Raw genomic sequence first — 15,077 nt, 5'->3', positions numbered from 1 at the left:
TTTTAAAAACTACAAGACCCTATATTTCAGCACTTTTTATTTTTAGATAAAACCATAAGTGTCCGAAAATGAACAGTATTTGTCCAAAAGCGAACAGTCGATGAAAAAAACGCAAGCTACTATTTTAGTGATTGATGACCAGGAAGACATTTTATTTGCTTCTAAAATGGTCTTGAAGAAACATTTTGAGACGATTCATACCTTAAACAATCCGAAAAACATACTCGATACGTTGTCGGGAAACCAGATTGACGTGGTTCTTTTGGATATGAATTACAGGATTGGATTTGAAGACGGACGCGAAGGAATTTATCTTCTGAAAGAAATAAAAACATTTTCGCCCCAAACTTCTGTAATCTTGATGACAGCTTTCGGAAAAGTAGAAACCGCCGTTGAAGGGCTAAAAGCCGGCGCACTCGATTATATCTTAAAACCTTGGGACAATGAAAAGCTGCTGTCCATCGTAAAAACAGCTGTAGAAGAAAGCAGGAAGGAAAAGAAGAAAGCCTCGAAAGCGCCAAAAAAAGAATCTTTTTTTATCGGGAATTCTTCCAGCATACAGAAGGCCTATTCCTTAGCAGAAAAAGTAGCCAAAACCGACGCGAACGTATTGATCTTAGGTGAAAACGGGACTGGAAAATATGTACTCGCAAATTACATCCACCAAAATTCTAACCGAAATGCCCAGCCTTTTGTTCATGTCGATTTGGGTTCGCTCAACGACAATATTTTTGAAAGCGAGCTTTTTGGCTATGCCAAAGGTGCTTTTACGGATGCCAAAAACGATACGCCTGGAAGGTTCGAGTTAGCGCAAAACGGAACTATTTTTTTGGATGAGATTGGAAATGTTCCTTTGCACCTTCAGGCAAAATTATTGCAGGTCATACAAAACAAATCAGTAACAAGATTAGGAGAAGCAAAGCCAAGGCAATTAGATGTCCGAATCATTACGGCAACCAACATTGACCTAAAACAGGAAGTAAATCACAAGAATTTCAGGGAAGATTTGTATTACAGGATCAACACTATGGAAATCCTACTGCCGCCTTTACGAGAACAACGACAAGATATTATATCGATGGCCGAGTTTTTATTGGATCGGATCATCGAAAAATACAATCGTGAAGAAATTGTCTTTGATAATAATGCTCTGTCGCAGATGGAAAAACATTCTTGGAACGGAAACATACGCGAGATGGAAAACAGGATTGAGCGTGCCGTGATTCTATGTGAAAACAATACCATTACAGTTTCTGACCTTGACTTGGACACAATCTCAAAAGCAGAAAATAATGATGACCTGCAGCTTTCGGATATTGAAAAATCTACCATTGAAAAAGTATTACAGAAAAACAATTTCAACATCAGCAAATCTGCTGAAGAATTAGGACTTTCAAGAGCTTCTTTATACCGAAGGATGGAGAAATATAAAATTGACAATTAAGATGATTTCAAATAGAAATACGGCATTGCTATTGCGATTCTGCCTTATCTTGGCAGGAACCGCCTTTGGATTTTTCTTGCTTCAAAAAGGCTTGATTTATACTTCCTTTTTTCTGTTTTTCATCATGTTTCTTTTAATACTGGAATTATTTTCAGCCATACGAAGCATGTTTTTGTTTTATGACAAGACAATTCATGCTATACTGAATAACGACTTCGCTGCCGACTTTTCAAAATATGCTTCGTATGACAATTACAAGGTGCTTTTCAGGCTGTACGACAATCTGAAAGCAAAACAGAACGAGCAGGTTTCAAAAGATTTGGTGTATCGTTCTATTCTCAACAACATCGAAACTGGCGTCCTGATTCTGCAGAAAGAAGAAAATACTTGGAACATTTTTCTGATGAATGACTATTTCTCAAAACATTTTCAGGTTCCGAAAGTTTCAAAATGGCATTACCTAAAAAACCAATTGCCTTCGCTATGCACGATTATTGAAGAACGTAATTTCGAGGAAATCAAGACTTCCTTGCAGATCAGCGTAGACAAACAGGCTGCTCAGACCTTTATACTGCAAGCTTCTAAAACAAAAACTTACGATACGGAATATTATATCATCCTGCTTGACTCGATCCAAAAAGTAATCGAGAAAAAAGAAAAAGAAGCCTGGATCAACCTGATGAAGGTCATCTCGCATGAACTGATGAATTCCATCACGCCAATCCGCTCGCTGACGCAAAACCTCAATGAAGTGATGCGCCAAGAAACATTGTCAAAAGAAGATTTGGAAGACATTAGGCAGAGCGTCACCACCATACTTCACAGAAGCGATCACCTTCAAAACTTTGTGGAAAGCTACCGCAAGCTGGCCATGCTCCCTACTCCAAATAAAGAATACATTGAACTCAATTCGTTAGTTGAAAGCACATTGCAGGTAATGGAACCTCTTTTCAAAAAAGAGAAAATTACCGTAAAAAATACAATCGAATCAAACAGACGCATCACTGCTGATAAGTTTCAGATGGAACAGGTTCTGATCAACCTGCTTACAAACAGCCTCTATGCTCTTGAAGAAAGAACAGAAAAAAACATCGAGATTGCTTCTGAAGAACGAAACAATCGAATCTTCATAACCATATCCGATTCTGGGAGCGGCATTGATCCTGCCATTGAAGAAAAGATCTTCCTTCCTTTTTTTACCACTCGAAAAGAAGGTGCAGGAATCGGGCTTACGCTGTCAAAAAATATTATTGAGGCTCATGGCGGTTATTTGAGTTTTAGCTCCGAAAACGGCAAAACAAGTTTCACTATCTGCTTATTATAAACCCTGTTATTTTATAAAAAATAATTACAATTATATAACAAAAATAATATTGTCTTATTTTTTAGTATAAATTTGTGTTAATTAACCTAATAATTTATACTTATGAAAAAATTATTCGCAGAGTTTTTTGGAACATTTTGGTTGGTATTTGGCGGTTGCGGCAGCGCATTATTTGCGGCCGGAATTCCAAATTTGGGAATTGGTTTTGCTGGAGTCGCTTTAGCTTTTGGACTTACCGTACTCACGATGGCTTATGCCGTTGGTCATATCTCTGGAGGACATTTTAATCCGGCTGTCTCTTTTGGACTTTGGGCTGGCGGAAGATTTTCTGGAAAAGAGCTAGTGCCTTATATTCTTTCACAAGTAGTAGGAGGAATTGCAGCGGCCGGAGTTTTATATTTGATTGCTTCTGGAAAAGAAGGTTTTGCGATTGACCCGACAAAGGCAGGTGCTTTTGCCGCTAATGGTTTTGGAACCTTATCGCCTGAAGGTTATTCTTTAGAAGCTGCTTTTATTGCAGAGTTCCTTTTGACATTTTTCTTCTTGATTATCATACTTGGAGCTACAGACAGATTTGCTAACGGTAAATTTGCGGGAGTCGCTATTGGATTAGGACTGACCTTGATTCACTTAATCAGTATTCCTATTACAAATACTTCTGTGAATCCAGCGAGATCTACTTCACAAGCTTTATTTGCCGGCGGAGAGTATATCCCTCAGCTTTGGCTGTTTTGGGCCGCTCCTATTTTAGGTGCTTTGTTGGCCGGATTTGCCTATAAATTTCTTTTGCAGAAAAACGATGAATAAGACATAAAAAAGGCGGGAAATTATCCCGCCTTTTTTATTATCTCAATTCAATTCTGGGATCCCAAAAATGTTTTTCAAAATCCACGACCTGATTATTTTCAACTTCGATGCCTTCATTTTCCAAAAGCTGCTGCATTAGGTTTGTTCCTTCAAAATGGTGCTTTCCAGATAAAAGTCCGTTGCGATTTACGACTCTATGCGCCGGAATATCATCTCTTCCATGAGAAGCATTCATCGCCCAGCCTACCATTCTAGCCGAACCTCTAGATGCCAAATAGTTGGCAATAGCTCCATAGGAAGTTACTCGTCCATAAGGAATCTGGCTTGCGACTTCATAAACTCTTTGAAAAAAATTATCTTCTTTCATCTTCAAAAGCTTAATTCCTCAGAATCTTGATTAAGTTTATAATGGCAACCAAGCCTGTGACAGAACCTAGAAAATAATTCATGTTTTCCATCATCCAGTTTGTCTTGTGCTCAATTTTCTTGAAGAAAATAATATATAAATAGAAAATAGAAAACGACCCGATTACGACTCCTGTGACAAACATCCAAATCAAGATTGGTGTAAATTCAAGATAACCGTTATTGGCCAAGGTAATACTCACAAAAACATAATACGGAATCGGGAAAAAATTTAAGGCCGAAAGCAACATCCCTAAGAAAAATCTTCCGACTTTAGTCCTGATCTTGCTGACTTCTTCTTTAAGTTTTGGCTTCTTGGCAATAAAGAAAAAATAAACAGTCAGCAACGTAAATAATCCTAGTCCTATTTCTTGTAGCAAATGGATAATATCAGGCCTGCTGTTTATAAATTTTGCAAAAGCAACAGCAATATACGTCTGGAAGAAAACAATGACAGTGGCACCCAGTGCGAAATAAACAGCACGTGAACGTCCATCGCGGACACTGATTTTAGCAGCCGTCATGTTTATCAAACCGGGAAGAGCAATTCCAACAGCCGATAGAAAAATTCCCCACAACAGCGCCATCGCAATTGCCATATTACTTTATTTTAAATCTAATATAGGTAATTGCCTTGTTAATTTCCAAATATTGTTTCTCATAAAATGTCTGGATGCTTGTTACTTCCTCCGGACTTCCTTCGTTTTTATACACATTATGATTCGCATACAAAACCTCGTGCCCTTCGCCATGAAGCAATCCGAGCGTATAGCCGTGCATGAATTCGCTATCGGTTTTTAAATTCATTACGCCATCTGGCTTCAATATTTTTTTATACAGCTGCAAAAACTCAGAATTGGTCATCCTGTGCTTAGTTCTTTTGTATTTGATCTGCGGATCTGGAAAAGTAATCCAGATTTCGTCTACTTCATTTTCTGCAAAAATATGGTCAATCAATTCGATCTGTGTTCTGACAAAAGCTACGTTATGCAGCCCATCTTCTACAGCAGTCTTGGCTCCGCGCCAAAAACGAGCTCCTTTTATATCAATCCCGATAAAATTTTTATTCGGATATTTTTCTGCCAGTCCAACGGAATATTCTCCTTTCCCACAGCCTAATTCCAAAACTAAAGGATTGTCATTCTTAAAAAAAGAAGCATTCCATTTCCCTTTTAATGGAAATTCTCCGCTTACCACTTCTTCTCTAGTTGGCTGAAAAACATTGCCAAATGTGGCATTTTCCTTAAAACGTTTTAACTTATTTTTACTTCCCACGGCTTAATTTAAAATTTTGGTAAAATTAAGGAAATATATAAGAACTGAATTACTTTTATCTTGCTTAAGATTTAATTAGAGATTTGGAGCTAAAATTCGGGCTTTATGAACCATTGTATCCTGCTCTCCTGCCTATTTTTTCGGGCATGTAGCGCGACAAAACCAAACAGTATTGATTATTTTTAAACTTTTAAAAGCAGGACCGAAACGCTATGTCTTCAAAAAAAATATTAGTTGCTCCGCTAAATTGGGGCCTAGGCCATGCCACAAGATGCATTCCCATCATAGAAGCGCTTGAAAATAACGGCTATACACCCATTATAGCATCCGATGGAGTCGCGCTGCAGATGCTCCAAAAAGAATTTCCGCACTTGCAGAGCCTCGAGCTTCCGTCTTACCATATAGAATATGCCAAAAATGGAGCTTTCTTCAAATGGAAAATGATCAAGAACTCTCCAAAAATGATCGAAGCCATACTTCAGGAGAAAAAAACAATCCGACAATGGATTGATGAGTATGATATTTCTGGAATTATTTCGGACAACCGACTTGGCGTCTATTCTAAAAAAATACCTTCTGTTTTTATTACCCACCAATTGAACGTGCTGACTGGAAATACGACTTGGATTTCTAGCAAAGTACATCAGCGTATTATCAAAAAATTCAGCCAGTGCTGGATTCCAGATGTAGAAACAAAGCCTAATCTTTCGGGAAAGCTCGGCCATCTTGAAAATCCGGAAAGCAACATAAAATACATCGGACCATTAAGCCGCTTGCACAAAAGACCAGTCGATAAAAAATACGATTTGATGGTAATTCTTTCGGGGCCGGAACCGCAGCGCGGCATGCTGGAAACGCAATTGACTACCGAAATGGATCTGTTTAAAGGGAAGGTAATTTTTATCAAGGGAAAGATTGAGCCGGAACAAAAAGTCGAGCAGGTTGGCAACGTGACTTATTACAACTTCATGAATACCGAACAGCTGGAAAATACGTTTAACGAAAGCGAAATGGTACTCTGCCGCTCTGGCTATACTACAATAATGGATTTGGCACAGTTGGGAAAAAAGGCTTTCTTTATACCGACTCCAGGCCAATACGAACAAGAATATTTGGCCAAAAAACTAAAGAAAGAAGGATTGGTTCCTTTTGCGAAGCAGGAAGATTTTAAGATTGACAATCTTTTAGAAATCGACTTGTTTAAAGGATTAAAAAACTTTGGGACTGCAATAACTTGGAATAAGTTATTTTGTCTTTTCGAGGGTAAATGAGAACTCTGAGCCTTTTCCTACCGTGCTTTCCACATAGATTTTTTCGTCATGAGCTTCAATAATATGCTTTACGATAGAAAGTCCTAAACCGGAACCCCCTTCGCTTCGGGCGCCGCTTTTGTCTACGCGATAGAAACGTTCAAAAAGTCTCGGAATATGGTGCTTTTCGATTCCTTCGCCATTGTCCATAATTCGGACGATGACTTTATTGTTGACCAGATCTTCCACGCTGACTTCTGTCGTTCCGTCTTCTTTACCATATTTTATGGAGTTTACGACAAGATTTGTGACAACTTGCTGAATTTTTTCCTTATCGCCATATACAAAAATCGGTTTCAGATATTTCAAGTCGAACATGAGCATGATATTCTTTTCGGAAGCTTTCATTTCAAGCAAGTCAAAAACATTCTGGATAACTTCTAAAATATCAAACCGGGAGTTGACTAGATTCAATTCTCCCGCTTCTAATTTTGTAATCATGTCCAAATCTTGGACAATATAAATCAGTCTTTCGACTCCTTTTTCAGCTCGCTGCAGGTATTTTTTGCGGATGGTCTTGTCTTTCATGGCACCATCCAGCAATGTTGAAAGATAACCTTGTACAGTAAAAAGCGGCGTTTTTAATTCGTGGGAAACATTTCCGATGAATTCTCTTCGGTATTCCTCACGGACTTTCAGTGTTTCAATTTCTAATTTTTTGTCGGTAGCAAATTTTTTAACTTGCTTGGTCAGCGTCGCCATATCAGTAGTAATCGGCTGTGATCTAAAATTGGTGGATTCAAGGAGCGAAACATCGTCATAGATTTTTTTCACTCTCCTATAAATAAATCTTTCGACGCGGTATTGCAGTACGAAGAAAGAAAAAATGACGATGCATATTGCAAAAGCAAGGCAGAATTTCCAAGAAAAAGTAAAAAATAGGCTGGTAAGGATTCCCGCCAGTCCGGTCGAGAAAAAAGTAATGTATAGCGATGATTTTACCGCGAACCGGTATGTTTTCTTGAAACTTACGGACATTAATTATACTTCTAATTTATAGCCAACTCCTTTGATTGTCTTGAACAATTCTTCTCCGATTTTTTCTCTTAATTTTCTAATGTGAACATCGATTGTTCTTCCGCCAACAATGACTTCGTTGCCCCAAACCTTGTCTAAAATTTCTTCTCTTTTGAAGACCTTTCCAGGTTTTGATGCCAACAAATAGAAAAGTTCGAATTCTTTTCTCGGCAATATGATTTCTCTTCCGTCTTGTATAATCTTGTATTCTTCTCTGTTGATTTCGATGCCCCCAACATTCAAGGTTTCAGAGTTTTGTTCTTCTTCTTTTAGTCTTCGCAACAACGATTTTACTTTGCTCACCAACAATTTCGGCTTGATTGGTTTTGAAATATAATCGTCTGCTCCTGCATCCAATCCTGCCACTTGAGAATAATCTTCGCTTCTTGCTGTCAGGAACGTAATGATTACGTTACTCAATTCAGGCAATTTCCTAATATTCTCGCAAGCTTCCATTCCATCCATCTCGGGCATCATAACATCCATGATAATCAGGTGCGGCAATTCCTTTTTTGCTTTCAATATTGCCTCTTTTCCATTGCTTGCCGTTACAATCTGATAGCCTTCTTGCGAAAGATTATAACCTACAATTTCTAGGATATCTTGCTCATCGTCAACCAATAAAATCTTAATGTCTTTCTTTTTCATGTTTGGGAAAAATTATGCGTTTAGCGGTTGTAAATGTAAATATAAAACAAAAGGATTATATGTGTTAACGGTAATTTAATATCGTAACAATTTAGTAAAGTTCTTGAAACTTAATAGTAACAAGTCAGTAACATCATCTTTACAAAACGAGCGTTCCTTTGCGCCAAATTTAAACATCACACAAATGAAAATTAAACTATTATTCATCACTTTATTGCTTAGCACTCTTGGTTTTGCACAAAGCAAAGGTACGATTTCAGGAGTAATTACTGATAAAGATTTGAATAACGAAACGTTGCCTTTCGCAACAGTCACGGTTAAAGGAACTACTACTTCGGCCCAGACAAACATCGACGGAAAGTATACTTTAACTGTAAAGCCGGGAAATTATGTTTTGGTTTTTGCTTTTTTAGGGTATGATTCGCAAGAAGAAAGCGTAAGCATCAAAGAAGGAGAAACAAAAACAATAAACAAAGCGCTAAGTTCTGGAAGCGTAACGCTTGAAGACGTTGTGATTGAGTCGGTACAAAGTCGCGAAAAAGAAGCGGCCTTGCTTTTAGAGCAGCAAAAAGCAGTAACCATCACTCAAAGCATCGGGGCTCAGGAATTAGCCCGTAAAGGTGTAAGTGACGCCGCAGCTGCAGTAACCAAAGTTACCGGAATTTCTAAACAAGAAGGAAGCAGCGGTATTTTTGTACGCGGATTGGGAGACAGATACAACAGCACGACTTTAAACGGACTTCCATTACCTTCAAACGAGCCGACAAACAAAAACGTGGCATTGGACTTATTCTCTACAGATGTAATCCAATCGGTAGGAGTTAGCAAAACCTATTATACAGATTCTTATGGAGATGTTGGAGGTGCGAACATCAACATCGTTTCAAAGGAACACAACGGAAAAGGAAAATTAAATATTGAAATTGGAAGCGGCTTAAACAACAATGCATTCAATTCTAATTTTAAGGTTGCCGATGGAATTGAAAAAACTGGTTTTTATAATGTAAGAAAACCGAACAACATCAATGCATACCAATTCCAAAACAAATGGGTTCCGAATTCAGAAAACCATCCTGCTGACATAAACTTTGGAATTTCTGGAGGAACAAGTTTTGATATTGGAGAAGAAAGCAAATTGAGCATTTTCGCAACCGCTTCTTTTGAAAATGGTTATGGCCTTAAAAAAGGATCTCAAAGAAATATAGGAAATACCAATGATAACGTAATTGAAGATTTCTATAACGTGAACAAGTTTGAATATGGCACAAAGACAACCGGAATGGTAAATCTTGCCTACAAGATAAATTCAAACCACAACTTGAAATTAAACAGTGTTTTTGTCAACTCATCTAAAAGCGATGTGAATGAATACGACTTTTTTAATGAAAATGGCACAAACAGTTTCACAAGACAAACTATCACCGAGCAAAATAAATTATTTGTAAACCAGCTTTTAGGAAGAGATGTTCTTACTGAAAGGCTAGAGCTAAACTGGGGCGGATCTTATGGAATGGTAAATTCTGACATGCCAGACAGGATTACAAGTACTTTGCTTGAAGGAGCTAACGGATTTACATTCAACACGAATTCACAATCAACAAATAACCGATATTTCCAATCGCTTGAAGAAAATGAAATTGCGGCAAAAGCTGTTTTTTCATACAAACTTTTCAAAGGTGAAGGCGAAGACTACAAAGGAAAACTTTCTTTTGGATATAATGGAAAAATGAAAACAAGAGATTTTGAAGCAACACAGTTCAACTTCAGAATCAACGGAAGCGTTCCTACAACAGCGAATACAATTGATGATTTCTTGAATGCAGACAATCAGTCTAATTCAACAAACATCAACAATACTTTCAAAATCTTGACTTCAAGAAATGCAGGAAGCCTTAAGCCTTTTACGTATTCAGCAGACTTAGACATTCATTCTGGATTGGTTAATTTTGAATATTCTCCATCAGAAAAACTGACGTATACTATTGGCGTTAGAGCTGAAAAAGTATTGCAGGAAATGGAATGGGATACAAACATCTCATTACCAAACGTAAATTTCAATGATGCGAAAATCGACGAATTGTATATTCTTCCTGTAGCTACCTTGAAATACAGCTTAAACGACAAACAAAATCTTCGTGCCGTGGTAAGTAAAACATACACATTGCCACAATTTATCGAAAAAGCACCTTTCAGATTTGAAGTAGTTGGAGAAAGCACCGTAGGTAACGCCTTCTTGAATCCGTCAGACAATTACAATTTTGATATCAAATGGGAAATGTTCCCTAGCAAAGACGAATTGTTTTCTATTACCGGTTTTGGAAAATACATAATCGACCCTATCAGTAAAGCGAGATTGAATTCTGCTTTGAATGACAATACTTTCGTGAATGCTGGTGACAATGCCTTTGTTGTTGGAGCTGAATTTGAAGTCAGAAAAAATATCTGGAACGTTGAAGACAAACAAAACCTGTCAGCTGGTTTCAATTTCACGTATATGTATTCTGAGCAAAAACTAGATTCAGATAAAGTTGCTGCTGAAACAAACAATACGATCAGTGTTAGCTTTAACGATACAAAAGACGGACTGCAAGGCGCATCTCCTCTTTTGGTAAATGCAGATATTACTTATAGAATTGAAGGCGGCACATTCAAACCGACAATCTCATTGGTTGGAAACTATTTCCATGACAGGATTTACTCTTTAGGAAACATCCAGACGGGAGGAAACGTAATGGAGAAAGGTATCCCGACTCTTAATTTAATTTCAAGTGCTGCTATTGGCGATCGTTTGAACATTAGCTTCAATGTCAAAAACCTTTTAGACAGTAAAATTGAAAGATACCAAGAAAATGCCGAAGGAGATGTTACTACTTACTCTTATAAAACAGGCCTTGATTTCAGCTTGGGAATCAAATACAATTTATTCTAAAAAAGAATCTTCATCATAAAAAAAAGGCAGTCCTTCTACGGGCTGCCTTTTTTAGTTTAGAATATCTGATTCCCTGAATATTGAGTAACATTAAATTTACAATAACGCCATCTTAAAATAAAGATTAGATAATACTCACTTAACTAGATTAATAATCCCTCTCGCCATATTTGCACTACTAAATATAAACAACATAATTACTTTAGAAAATGAAAAAATTAGTATTTAGCCTAGCTATTTTAGGTACACTTTTTACAAGTTGTTCAAGCGATGACAGCAACGACGGACCAGATGTTCCAGCAACAGGCGTCTTGAGTGGCAACATTACGCAAGACATGACACTTAATGCAGAGACAGTTTATACTTTAAGAGGCTCTACTTATGTTAAGCCAGGTGTTACATTAACAATACCAGCTGGAACAAGAATCGAGGCTGATGCTGCATTCGAAGAAGTTGCTTTCTTAGGAATTGAAAAAGGAGCTAAGATCATTGCTCAAGGAACTGCTGCTAATCCAATCTTATTTACTTCTAACAGTGCAAATCCAGCACCACAAGATTGGGGAGGAATTGTAATTTGTGGTAATGCAATAACAAATTTAGGAACAAACGTAACTGCAGAGGTTACAGGTTTGACTTACGGAGGTTCTAATCCTGCTGACAACTCTGGTGTTCTTTCTCACATTATCGTAGAATATTCTGGAAACTTGATCAACGAGGATGCAGAATTCAATGGAGTTACTTTCTATGCTGTTGGTTCAGGAACAACTGTAAACAACATTTTAGTGTATCAAGGTTCTGATGACGGTTTTGAGTGGTTTGGTGGTTCTGTAAACGCTACAAACTTAGCTGCAATCGGATGTCAAGATGATTCTTTTGACTGGACTGAAGGATGGAACGGAACTGTTTCTAACTTATACTCTGACCAATCTTCTGCTACAGGTCTTTCAGCTGACAGCCGTGGTTTAGAAGCTGATAACAACCAAACTAACCCGCTTTTGGCTCCAATCTCTAACCCAACAATCAGCAACATTACACTTATTGGTAGAGGTACTGCAGATGTTGCTAAAGAAGCAGGAATGTGGTTGAGAAGAGGAACTTACGCTACTATCACTAACGCTTATATTGCTAACTTTAACAGTACTGCTTCAGGATCTGGTTTTGGAATTAACTTTGACGGTACTGACTCTCAAAATTATTTCACAGCACATCCGTTAGCGAACATCACAATCACTGATGTAACTACACCTAGCAACATGGCAGCAGGTTTCAATGCTACCACTACTGCTACAGGAGCTGGAAATGGAGCTACTAAGCCAAGCTGGATGAACTGGATGGGTCTATAATTCAATAAAAAAATATGACAAAAATGCCTTTCATTAGAAAGGCATTTTTTTTGGTATAATAATTGAAATATCTTTTATATATTTACACTACCAAATCTAGGCAATGACAAAAAAATACTTTTATACTATCATTTTCTTCCTGTTCCTTTTCTCTGCAAGCCTTTCAGCTCAGGAGACAAGAACTTCCGCTAACGGGAGAATGCAGGAGACAGCCATTGAAGGTTTGAACTTCTATCCAAACCCGGTGAGCAATGGTAAGATTTATATTACTTCAAAGTCAACCTCAAACAAAGAAATTGCCATTTATGACGTATTAGGCAAGAAAGTTTTGCAGGCTGTCATGACCTCAAAAGAGTTGAATGTTTCTTCTCTTTCTCCAGGAGTTTATATCATAAAAATAAAGGAAGGCGAAGCTACTGCCACTAGAAAACTAATAGTCAAATAGTTGCCACTTTTCTGATTTCTTACATTTAACCATAAATTTACACAGATATTTTTGTCTCTGACAAATAGTTCCTATCTTTGCACTATATTTTTATAACAAAAAAACAAGTTAACATGAAAAAACTTTACATTTTATTATCTGTTGCTTTTGTATCAGTTTCGGCTTCTGCACAAGTAGTTATTAGCCAAGTTTATGGTGGAGGCGGAAATAATGGAGCAACGTACACGAACGACTTTATTGAATTATACAACAGAGGAACAGCTGCTCAAAGTTTAAACGGTTGGTCTGTTCAGTATGCTTCTGCTGCAGGTACATCATGGGCCGTTCAAACCCTTCCAAACGTTACAATACAACCTGGAAAATATTATTTAATTCAGCAAGCTGCTGGAACAACTCCGGTTTTAGCTTTGCCAACGCCAGATTTAGATGGTGTTACATGTGGCTGTACTGTTTCTGGTGGGGCAAGCCCGACTCCACAGGCTGGCTTTGCAATGTCTGGTACTAACGGTAAAGTTATCTTAGTAAACACAACGGTTGCTGAAACTACTGCTAATCCAACTGGTGCTCAAATAATTGACAAAGTAGGATATGGTAGTGCAACTGGTTTTGAAGGATCTGCTGCGACTGCTGCATTAACAAATTCTACAGCTGCAATCAGAAACAACAATGGTTGTACAGACACAAATGATAATGCTGCTGATTTCACAGTTGCTGCACCAACTCCTAGAAACTCTGCATCTGCAACTAACACATGTTCATTAGGTGTTAACGAAAATACTATCGCTGGCCTAAAAGTATATCCAAACCCAGTAACTAACGGAAAATTATTCATCACTACAGATTCGAATGTTGAAAAAACAGTTGCTATCTACGATGTTTTAGGAAAACAAGTAGTAAATACTACTGCTACTGAGTCAGTAAACGTTTCTAACCTAAAAGGTGGTGTTTATATCGTTAAGATTACAGAAGAAGGAAAAACAGCTACTAGAAAATTAGTTATCAAGTAATTAGTTCTTTCAAAATATTTAATAGCATCCCAATTGGGATGCTTTTTTATTTTCAGCTTTTTGGCAAGTTCAATCAGCAAATAAAACGTATCGGATTATTTTTTAAAAATGAATTACCTTTGCTAAAAATAATTTCCTTTGATTCCAGCATCCGACATATTCAGCATTTCCAACAACAAGCAGTTTGAGAAAATAGCCCTAAAAGTGTTCCGATTCCAATATGAAAATAACAGCGTCTATCGCGAATTCTGCCAGTTTCTGAATGTAGAAAAACAGCAGGTAAAATCAATCGAGCAGATTCCTTTTTTACCGATACAGTTTTTCAAAAGCCATGAGGTTCTTTCTTCCCAAGAGAAAATCCAGGAAACGTTCACCAGCTCTGGCACGACCGGAATGACAACCAGCAGGCATTTGGTTACGGATATCTCATTATACGAAGAAAGTTATAGAAAAGGCTTTTCGCAATTCTACGGAAATATTGAAAATTATGCTGTACTGGCTCTGCTTCCCTCCTATTTGGACCGAGAAGGTTCTTCTTTGATTTACATGGTCGACGACCTCATCAAATTATCCAATCATCCGGAAAGCGGTTTTTACCTCAACAACTATGACGAATTGATTCAAAAGCTACTCGAATTAGATGCTGCCGGAGAAAATATTATTTTGATCGGAGTGACCTATGCCTTATTAGATTTAATCGAAAAGCAGAATTTCCAGTTAAAAAATACGATTATCATGGAAACTGGAGGCATGAAAGGAAAACGTAAGGAAATGATCCGGGAAGAGCTCCATGAGCTGCTCTGCAAAGGTTTTGGAGTAGAAGCCATCCATTCTGAATACGGAATGACAGAACTTCTTTCGCAAGCTTATTCGCTCGGAAACGGAGTTTTTGAATGCCCGAACTGGATGCAGATACTCATTCGCGATACCGAAGATGCCTTATCGTATGTTGGAAATGGAAAAACAGGAGGAATCAACGTAATTGATCTGGCCAATATCAATTCTTGCTCTTTTATCGCCACGCAAGATTTGGGCAAAAAACAGCCCAACAATTCCTTCGAAGTATTGGGCCGTTTTGATAATTCTGATATTCGAGGCTGCAACCTGATGGTGCTGTAAAAAC

14 protein-coding genes are annotated in these 15,077 nt (G+C 37.7%); 9 read left to right on the top strand and 5 right to left on the bottom strand.

Going from position 1 to position 15,077, the window contains the following annotated elements; translation table 11 throughout:
• Positions 1–100 precede the first annotated feature (100 nt).
• The 3 genes from OLM56_RS05270 to aqpZ all read left to right on the top strand — a co-directional run bounded on the left by OLM56_RS05270 (position 101) and on the right by aqpZ (position 3,575).
• On the top strand, positions 101–1,444 hold the full coding sequence (locus OLM56_RS05270; protein ID WP_264528576.1) for a sigma-54-dependent transcriptional regulator: 1,344 nt from the start codon (positions 101–103) through the stop codon (positions 1,442–1,444).
• A 1-nt stretch (position 1,445) separates the two neighbouring features.
• On the top strand, positions 1,446–2,768 hold the full coding sequence (locus OLM56_RS05265) for a sensor histidine kinase (protein WP_264528575.1): 1,323 nt from the start codon (positions 1,446–1,448) through the stop codon (positions 2,766–2,768).
• A gap of 102 nt (positions 2,769–2,870) precedes the next feature.
• The gene (gene aqpZ, locus OLM56_RS05260) at positions 2,871–3,575 is read left to right on the top strand and encodes an aquaporin Z (protein ID WP_121375994.1); all 705 of its coding nucleotides are present in this window, start codon (positions 2,871–2,873) and stop codon (positions 3,573–3,575) included.
• Positions 3,576–3,612: 37 nt separating this feature from the next.
• Here aqpZ and OLM56_RS05255 read toward each other — a convergent pair whose 3' ends face one another.
• Genes OLM56_RS05255 through trmB form a run of 3 tightly spaced genes read right to left on the bottom strand, consistent with a single transcriptional unit; the run spans position 3,613 to position 5,255 of the window.
• Positions 3,613–3,942 (bottom strand): MGMT family protein, encoded by a 330-nt coding sequence (locus OLM56_RS05255; protein WP_264528574.1) that lies wholly within the window; start codon positions 3,940–3,942, stop codon positions 3,613–3,615.
• 10 nt (positions 3,943–3,952) lie between these two features.
• Positions 3,953–4,579 carry a LysE family translocator gene (locus tag OLM56_RS05250; protein WP_264528573.1) on the bottom strand — a complete coding sequence of 209 codons (627 nt, stop codon included), beginning with the start codon at positions 4,577–4,579 and terminating at the stop codon, positions 3,953–3,955.
• 1 nt (position 4,580) lies between these two features.
• A complete protein-coding gene (trmB, locus tag OLM56_RS05245) occupies positions 4,581–5,255 on the bottom strand; it encodes a tRNA (guanosine(46)-N7)-methyltransferase TrmB (protein ID WP_264528572.1) in 675 nt (224 codons plus the stop codon).
• Between the two features lie 212 nt (positions 5,256–5,467).
• Between trmB and OLM56_RS05240 the strand changes: the two genes are divergently transcribed.
• On the top strand, positions 5,468–6,526 hold the full coding sequence (locus OLM56_RS05240; protein WP_121375990.1) for a glycosyltransferase: 1,059 nt from the start codon (positions 5,468–5,470) through the stop codon (positions 6,524–6,526).
• Here the strand turns inward: OLM56_RS05240 and OLM56_RS05235 are convergent.
• Both OLM56_RS05235 and OLM56_RS05225 read right to left on the bottom strand, forming a co-directional pair.
• Entirely contained in the window at positions 6,500–7,543 is a 1,044-nt protein-coding gene (locus OLM56_RS05235; RefSeq protein WP_413614433.1) for a sensor histidine kinase, read from the bottom strand. The genes OLM56_RS05240 and OLM56_RS05235 overlap by 27 nt on opposite strands.
• Before the next feature lie 3 nt (positions 7,544–7,546).
• Positions 7,547–8,230 carry a response regulator transcription factor gene (locus OLM56_RS05225; RefSeq protein ID WP_264528570.1) on the bottom strand — a complete coding sequence of 228 codons (684 nt, stop codon included), beginning with the start codon at positions 8,228–8,230 and terminating at the stop codon, positions 7,547–7,549.
• A gap of 184 nt (positions 8,231–8,414) precedes the next feature.
• Here OLM56_RS05225 and OLM56_RS05220 point away from each other — a divergent pair, with 184 nt between their 5' ends.
• From OLM56_RS05220 to OLM56_RS05200, 5 genes are all read left to right on the top strand, one after another.
• On the top strand, positions 8,415–11,159 hold the full coding sequence (locus OLM56_RS05220) for a TonB-dependent receptor (protein WP_264528569.1): 2,745 nt from the start codon (positions 8,415–8,417) through the stop codon (positions 11,157–11,159).
• 209 nt (positions 11,160–11,368) lie between these two features.
• Positions 11,369–12,502, top strand: coding sequence for a hypothetical protein (locus tag OLM56_RS05215; RefSeq protein WP_264528568.1), 1,134 nt, complete (start codon positions 11,369–11,371; stop codon positions 12,500–12,502).
• A gap of 103 nt (positions 12,503–12,605) precedes the next feature.
• Positions 12,606–12,947: a T9SS type A sorting domain-containing protein gene (locus OLM56_RS05210; RefSeq protein WP_264528567.1), complete on the top strand. Its 342-nt coding sequence runs from the start codon at positions 12,606–12,608 to the stop codon at positions 12,945–12,947.
• 113 nt (positions 12,948–13,060) lie between these two features.
• Complete coding sequence (locus tag OLM56_RS05205; RefSeq protein WP_264528566.1) at positions 13,061–13,954, top strand: lamin tail domain-containing protein; 894 nt, start codon at positions 13,061–13,063, stop codon at positions 13,952–13,954.
• A 138-nt stretch (positions 13,955–14,092) separates the two neighbouring features.
• On the top strand, positions 14,093–15,073 hold the full coding sequence (locus OLM56_RS05200; protein WP_182493345.1) for an acyl transferase: 981 nt from the start codon (positions 14,093–14,095) through the stop codon (positions 15,071–15,073).
• The last annotated feature ends 4 nt before the right edge of the window (positions 15,074–15,077 follow it).

It is taken from the genome of Flavobacterium sp. N2550, assembly GCF_025947265.1.
Taxonomy (GTDB): Bacteria; Bacteroidota; Bacteroidia; order Flavobacteriales; family Flavobacteriaceae; genus Flavobacterium; species Flavobacterium endophyticum.
The sequence above is the reverse complement of the archived record's forward strand: the minus strand, read 5'-3'. Positions and strand labels throughout refer to the sequence as shown.

Coding starts and splice junctions, on each gene's coding strand:
- OLM56_RS05270 (WP_264528576.1), top strand. CDS start 101: ATGAAAAAAACGCAAGCTACTATTTTAGTGATTGATGACCAGGAAGAC.
- OLM56_RS05265 (WP_264528575.1), top strand. CDS start 1,446: ATGATTTCAAATAGAAATACGGCATTGCTATTGCGATTCTGCCTTATC.
- aqpZ (WP_121375994.1), top strand. CDS start 2,871: ATGAAAAAATTATTCGCAGAGTTTTTTGGAACATTTTGGTTGGTATTT.
- OLM56_RS05255 (WP_264528574.1), bottom strand. CDS start 3,942: ATGAAAGAAGATAATTTTTTTCAAAGAGTTTATGAAGTCGCAAGCCAG.
- OLM56_RS05250 (WP_264528573.1), bottom strand. CDS start 4,579: ATGGCAATTGCGATGGCGCTGTTGTGGGGAATTTTTCTATCGGCTGTT.
- OLM56_RS05240 (WP_121375990.1), top strand. CDS start 5,468: ATGTCTTCAAAAAAAATATTAGTTGCTCCGCTAAATTGGGGCCTAGGC.
- OLM56_RS05235 (WP_413614433.1), bottom strand. CDS start 7,543: ATGTCCGTAAGTTTCAAGAAAACATACCGGTTCGCGGTAAAATCATCG.
- OLM56_RS05225 (WP_264528570.1), bottom strand. CDS start 8,230: ATGAAAAAGAAAGACATTAAGATTTTATTGGTTGACGATGAGCAAGAT.
- OLM56_RS05220 (WP_264528569.1), top strand. CDS start 8,415: ATGAAAATTAAACTATTATTCATCACTTTATTGCTTAGCACTCTTGGT.
- OLM56_RS05215 (WP_264528568.1), top strand. CDS start 11,369: ATGAAAAAATTAGTATTTAGCCTAGCTATTTTAGGTACACTTTTTACA.
- OLM56_RS05210 (WP_264528567.1), top strand. CDS start 12,606: ATGACAAAAAAATACTTTTATACTATCATTTTCTTCCTGTTCCTTTTC.
- OLM56_RS05205 (WP_264528566.1), top strand. CDS start 13,061: ATGAAAAAACTTTACATTTTATTATCTGTTGCTTTTGTATCAGTTTCG.